Source organism: Streptomyces sp. adm13(2018), assembly GCF_008042145.1.
Lineage (GTDB): Bacteria > Actinomycetota > Actinomycetes > Streptomycetales > Streptomycetaceae > Streptomyces.
The window spans coordinates 856-4,158 of sequence record NZ_RDBH01000104.1 but is presented as its reverse complement, the minus strand read 5'-3'; the positions used below and the strand labels follow the sequence as shown (position 1 = coordinate 4,158).

5 protein-coding genes are annotated in these 3,303 nt (G+C 73.3%); all 5 read right to left on the bottom strand.

Annotated elements, in window-relative coordinates:
- Positions 1-96 precede the first annotated feature (96 nt).
- Positions 97-333, bottom strand: coding sequence for a DUF2630 family protein (locus EAO70_RS09440; RefSeq protein ID WP_148002561.1), 237 nt, complete (start codon positions 331-333; stop codon positions 97-99).
- An 18-nt stretch (positions 334-351) separates the two neighbouring features.
- Entirely contained in the window at positions 352-1,437 is a 1,086-nt protein-coding gene (locus EAO70_RS09435) for an endonuclease/exonuclease/phosphatase family protein (RefSeq protein ID WP_261992776.1), read from the bottom strand.
- Between the two features lie 85 nt (positions 1,438-1,522).
- Positions 1,523-1,960 (bottom strand): hypothetical protein, encoded by a 438-nt coding sequence (locus EAO70_RS09430; protein WP_148002560.1) that lies wholly within the window; start codon positions 1,958-1,960, stop codon positions 1,523-1,525.
- Between the two features lie 13 nt (positions 1,961-1,973).
- Entirely contained in the window at positions 1,974-2,438 is a 465-nt protein-coding gene (locus EAO70_RS09425) for a hypothetical protein (protein ID WP_148002559.1), read from the bottom strand.
- Positions 2,439-2,475: 37 nt separating this feature from the next.
- The coding region (locus EAO70_RS09420; protein ID WP_261992775.1) for an alpha/beta fold hydrolase at positions 2,476-3,303 on the bottom strand (828 nt) is incomplete at its 5' end.

Genomic DNA, 3,303 nt, shown 5'->3' with positions numbered 1-3,303 from the left:
GGCTTCGGCCGGCCTCCGCGCCGATTCCCTGGGCCGCGGCCGAGCAGGCTCCGGGCCCACCACCCCGGAGGTGTCGGGGGGCTCAAGGGGGTGGCGTCAGTTGCGGTAGGACTCGACCTCTGACGCGGGGCGGACCGTCGCCGTGCTCGGGTCCTCGCCGAATTCTGATTTCGCTCTTCTCTGCCGCAGCAGGTCCCAGCACTGGTCCAGTCTGACCTCCAGTTCCGACAGGCGGGTTCGCTCCTCGGGGAGGAGGCCGCCCGTGCGCTGCCGCAGCGTGCGTTCCTCCTCGACGAGGGCGCCGATGTCGTCCAGGATCTCCTCGTTCTCCATGTCCTCCAGCGTCGCCGATCAGCGCGGCCCGCGCAGGTCGAGGTCGGCGACGACCGCCCGGTGGTCGGAGCCCGCAAGGCCCAGCACGCGCACCTCGCGGACGCTGAAGTCGCGTACCAGCACGTGGTCGATCTGGACGAACGGCGGCACCGGCCCCTCCGCCGGCCACGTCGGCAGCCGGCTCTCGTTCGCCCGCCGCGCCGCGTCCTGGAGCCCGCCCGCCGCGAGGATCGCGCGGAACGCCGCGTGGTCCTGCGAGGCGTTGAAGTCGCCCGCGACCAGCATCGGCCCGCTCGGCGCCGCGGCCACCGCCGTCTTCACCCGGCCCAGTTCCCGCTTCCACAGGGCCACCTGCCCGGGCACCGGCGGCATCGGGTGCGCCAGCTGGACCCGTACCGGCACGCCCGCGATCTCGGCCGTGGCCCCCGGCATGCCCATGGTCGCCGGGATCTCCCGCCAGTCGCGGAGCGGGTACGAGCTGAGCACGATCGAGCCGACCGACCCCTCGCCCTCCAGGGACGCGTAGTGCGGCAGCTCGTCGGCGAAGGTCCCGGTGAGCGTGGAGCGGCAGGCCCGGTCGCATTCCGACACGAACACCAGCTGTGGCCGCTCACGGCGGACCGCGTCGACCAACGACCCCGTTCCCTCGCCGAATTCGACGTTCGCCGCGATCACCTTGACCCGCGCCAGCGGCAGGCCGTACGAGATGACGGTCTGTGGCATGTACGGCACGGAGGCCCACGCGGTCCCGCCCAGGACCAGCACCGATACGAACGTCAGGGCCCGGCGGCGGGCCGCGGCGGCGAGCAGCAGGGCGAGGCCGGCGGGGAGCGTCAGCCAGGGGAGGAAGGACAGGAGTTGGGGGACGGGGGTCACCGCGTCGGTGTCCAGGGCGCGGCAGCCCGCGACCACGGCGGGGACCACCATGAGCAGCCCGGCGGCCCAGGCCGCGAGTCGGCGCCTGGGCCGCAGGGGCGGCGGGATCGCCGCGGGGGCCGCCGGGGAGGCCGGCCCGGAGGGCGGTCCCGAGGCCGGCCCGGCGGTCTGTCCCGAGGCCGGTCCCACGGTCTGTCCTGCGGTCGGCTCTGCGGTGCTGTCGTTCACGGGTCTCGCCGTCTCCCCGTGCGCCGCCGTTCCGTCGGTCGATGCGGTCGCCGCGCTCACCGCGGTCTGGACTCGGTCCACCCCGTCAGTGTCGCAGGGCCTGCCCGATCTCCGCCTTCGGGTCGCCCGACAGCGTCCGATTGCTGCGTGCCGTACCGGCCTTGGACTTCCCGGGTGCCACGCCGTCGATGCTCAGGACGACGGAGTCGAGGAAGTTCCCGTCTCCGTCCCGGAAGGTGACCATGACCGTGTAGTCGGCGTTCTTGTCCTTCGGGTTCTTCGCCGTGATCTCCGCGACCGTCCGGTCTCCGTCGGTGCTCGTGGGGCCGGCGCTCACGTCGCCGGTCGCGTTCACCCCGTCCTTGACCTCGTTCATCTTCTGCTCGGCCGCCGAGGCGACCGCCGCCGTGGCGGAGGAGGCGATGGTGCCCGCCGTCTCCTTGACGGTGTCGCACCCGGTGGCCGCGAGGGTGAGTGCGCTGGTGGCGGCCAGGGACAGGGCCGCCGCCGTCGTGCGTCTCATGGTCCGCCGCCTCTCAGAACGTCTCGTCGCGGCCGTACGCCTCGTCCGTCGCCAGCGCCCAGATCACGAAGACCGAGATGGCCATCGAGAACAGCGCCCACCACGGCTGGTACGGCAGGAAGAGGAACTGGAAGAGGATGTTCAGGGACGCGAGCGCGATGCCGGCGACCCGGCCCCACTCCGCGCCCTTGAGGACGCCGTAGCCGGCGATCGCGAGGACCACGCCGAGGATCAGGTGGATCCAGCCCCACGTGGTGAGGTCGAACTTGAAGACGTAGTCGCCGACGCGGGTGTAGACGTCGTCCTCGGCGATGCCCGCGATGCCCTGGAAGACGTCCATGAAGCCGGTGACGAGCATGAGGACGCCCGCGAAGAGCGTGCCGCCGCTCGCCCACGAGGCGGAGGCGGAGGAGGGGGATCCGGGACCGGATCCGGATCCGGGTGCGGGTCCGCGCGGTGGTGCCGTGTTCTGGCTCATGGCCCCATCGTCGGAGCGTTCGGTCCGTCGCGAACCTTCAGCTGGGCCGTCCGAGTGAGCGGAGGTATTCCTCCAGTACGGCGTCGAACGCGTCGGCGCGCTCCAGGTTCGGCAGGTGCGCGGCCTCCTCGATCACGGCGAGGGTGGCGTGCGGGAGGAGCGCGTGCATGTCCTCCGCGTCCGCGACCGGGGTGTACGAGTCGTCCCGGCCGACCACGACGAGGGCGGGGAACGGGACGGTCGTCAGCGTCTTCCGGTAGTCGGGGCGCTCCGCCCGGCCGCGCAGGGCGGCGGCCGCGCCCGCCGGGTCGGTCGCGCACATCATCCGGTGCACGTGCGGGGCGGCGTGCGTGTTGTACGGGGCCACCATGCGGTTCAGCACCTCGTCGGCGTACGCGCGCATCGCCGCCGCGCCACCGGCGAGCAGCCGGTCGGCCATGGCGTTCCTGGCGGCCCTGCCCTCGTCGGTCTCGGCGGCGGGGAAGGTGTCGGCGAGGACGAGTCCCCGGACACGGCCCGGGTGGCCGCGGTAGAGCTCCATGGCGATCTGGCCGCCCATGGAGAGGCCGACGACGACACAGTCGTCGACGCCGAGGGCGTCGAGGACGGCGACGAGGTCGTCGGCGAACACGTCGAGCCCGGTCGCCAGGGGTGCGCCGTCGGTGCCGGGGGCGGGGTCGGGCGCGGTCCGGAGGGGTGTCGCGCCGTAGMCGCGSAGGTCGGGGGCGATCACCCGGTGCGTGCGCGAGAAGCGGTCGATCTGGGGCTGCCACATGGTGTGGTCGAAAGGGTGGCCGTGGACGAGGAGGAGTGCCGGGCCCTCGCCCTTCTCCGTGCAGTGGACGGCGGTGGCCGGGGCGGTGGC

What these genes read in the sequence shown, in the direction of transcription:
- EAO70_RS09430 (WP_148002560.1), bottom strand. Translation starts at nt 1,960, where the DNA reads ATGAGACGCACGACGGCGGCGGCCCTGTCCCTGGCCGCCACCAGCGCA.
- EAO70_RS09425 (WP_148002559.1), bottom strand. Translation starts at nt 2,438, where the DNA reads ATGAGCCAGAACACGGCACCACCGCGCGGACCCGCACCCGGATCCGGA.
- EAO70_RS09440 (WP_148002561.1), bottom strand. Translation starts at nt 333, where the DNA reads ATGGAGAACGAGGAGATCCTGGACGACATCGGCGCCCTCGTCGAGGAG.